Source organism: Bradyrhizobium sp. PRIMUS42 (assembly GCF_023006515.1).
Classification (GTDB): Bacteria; Pseudomonadota; Alphaproteobacteria; order Rhizobiales; family Xanthobacteraceae; genus Bradyrhizobium.
Genome location: NZ_JALBGZ010000977.1, coordinates 1 through 1884 on the forward strand (window position 1 = coordinate 1; position 1884 = coordinate 1884).

Consider the following 1884-nt stretch of genomic DNA (forward strand, 5'->3'; position numbering starts at 1 on the left):
GTGCCATCCGGCCCCCGTCGGCCCGGATGACCCTGCGGTCCCGGCCGTCCGGGCTCGCCCTGCCGCCCGCGCGGTCCCTGAGCTCCCTGCCGTCGTCCCTGATCGTCTGCCACGCCACTGCTCCCCTTGACCGGAAGCAAGTTACTTAGCGGCGTTTGACGACAGCAGCAATTCCGCCCACGCTTCGCGTGGGATCGGTCAACATCAACCGGCACGCAACCGCGCGCTAATCCTGATAGGCGGGCACGTCGATGCCGGAGGCGGCATAGATCCTGATCTTGTTGCGCAGCGTGCGTACCGACAGCCCGAGCACGCGCGAGGCGCGCGTGCGGTTGCCGTCGCAGCGCGCAAGCGTCTGGAGCACGAGCTCGCGCTCGACCTCGTCGACGGTCGCGCCGATCAGCAACGGAACGATCTGGTTAGGAGCAAGAAATTGTGCGCCCGGCTCGGACGCGGCGACATGAACAGTGGTCATCAACATACTCCCCGATCAACGCCCGCTTCCATCGTTGGAAGCGGATCGAGAACAAACGACCCCCTAGCCGTAGATGTACGGTGGTCGGGTTTGGTTAATGAAAGGTTAACCACGGCCGATCGCACCAGATGACCTCAGGAATGCCGCGAAGCCGCCGCGATTGGTGCGAGATGCAGAGTGATGTGGGACTATCTCTCTCTCCAGTCACGGGTGTCATGCCCCGGCTTGACCGGGGCATCCCGTGCGCCGCGGCGCTTCGGTTCAATCGCTGCCGCCTTTGGAATACTGGTTCGCCCGCTCCAGTGCGCAATTGCGCACAAGGCGGGCGAGGACACCGTCTATGCTGCTGGAGCCTCGCGTCCTCACACCGTCCGATAGCCGCCGTCCACCATCACGATTGTTCCCGTGACATAGGCCGACAGATCCGACGCCAGGAAGACCGCGGGTCCGACGATGTCCTCGGGCTTGCCGGTGCGCGCCAGCGGGGTGTGATCGACGAAGGCCTGCACCAGCGCCGGATTGGTGGCGCGCACATTGGCGTTGATGTTGGTCTCGATGAAGCCCGGCCCGATCGCGTTGACGCGCACGCCCTCCTTGCCGAGCTCGACCGCGAGCGCCTTGGTGAAGCCGAGCACGCCGTGTTTCGAGGTCGTGTAAGCCGCCGAGCTCGGCGTGCGCAGATGCACGAAGGACTGGATCGAGCCGATATTGACGATGCGGCCCTTGCTCGCGCGCCAGGGGCTGAGGAAGGCCTGCGTCATGTTGAAGACACCGTTGAGGTTGAGCGAGATGATATCGTTCCAGTCCTTCGCCACCGTCTCCGTCTCCGCGGTGAAGGCGTTGCGGCGGGTGATGCCGGCATTGTTGACGAGGATCGAGACCTGTCCGACCTTGTCCGCGACCTGCTTGGCCAGCGCGAAGCAATCCTCCCGCCGGGTCACGTCGAGTGCGAAGCTTTCGGCCTTGCCGCCCGAGTTTCGGATCTCCTGGGCGGCGTCCGCGACAGTGTCGGAATTGACGTCGAGCAGCACCACTTGCGCACCCTCGCGCGCATAGCCGGCCGCGATCGCCCGGCCGATACCGGAGCCGGCGCCGGTGACGACGGCGATATGATTTGCGAGCAGTGCCATGACATATTCCTCCCGATTTCGTTTCGAAGTTTCACGAAACGCTAACTCGAAATTAAGGGGTCGGAAACGGCAGCCTTGGCATACTGATCTTCATTGCTAAACGTTGCGCGCATGATGGAACGGCTCGATCCTCGGCTCGATTCTTGGAAACTCGCCCTCGAACGCCTCCGGTCGGCGCAATCAGCCGACTTCGCCGAGGCGGGCCGGCTCGTGGCCGAGATCGCGCGAATGAGCACGGACACCATGCTGCGCCAGGCCGCCGAGCAGGCGCTTCCGGTG

The 1884-nt window shown here is 64.3% G+C and carries 2 protein-coding genes and 2 pseudogenes; 1 reads left to right on the forward strand and 3 read right to left on the reverse strand.

The annotated features are described in order from the left end of the window. The 3 genes and pseudogenes from MOV75_RS36460 to MOV75_RS36470 all read right to left on the reverse strand — a co-directional run. Positions 1 to 113, reverse strand: a pseudogene (locus MOV75_RS36460) (collagen-like protein); the annotation flags it as partial. A gap of 113 nt (positions 114 to 226) precedes the next feature. Next, a complete protein-coding gene (locus tag MOV75_RS36465) occupies positions 227 to 475 on the reverse strand; it encodes a helix-turn-helix domain-containing protein (protein WP_063201937.1) in 249 nt (82 codons plus the stop codon). Between the two features lie 362 nt (positions 476 to 837). Then, complete coding sequence (locus MOV75_RS36470) at positions 838 to 1605, reverse strand: SDR family NAD(P)-dependent oxidoreductase (RefSeq protein WP_247007802.1); 768 nt, start codon at positions 1603 to 1605, stop codon at positions 838 to 840. A gap of 111 nt (positions 1606 to 1716) precedes the next feature. Between MOV75_RS36470 and MOV75_RS36475 the strand changes: the two are divergent. Next, positions 1717 to 1884, forward strand: a pseudogene (locus tag MOV75_RS36475) (J domain-containing protein); the annotation flags it as partial.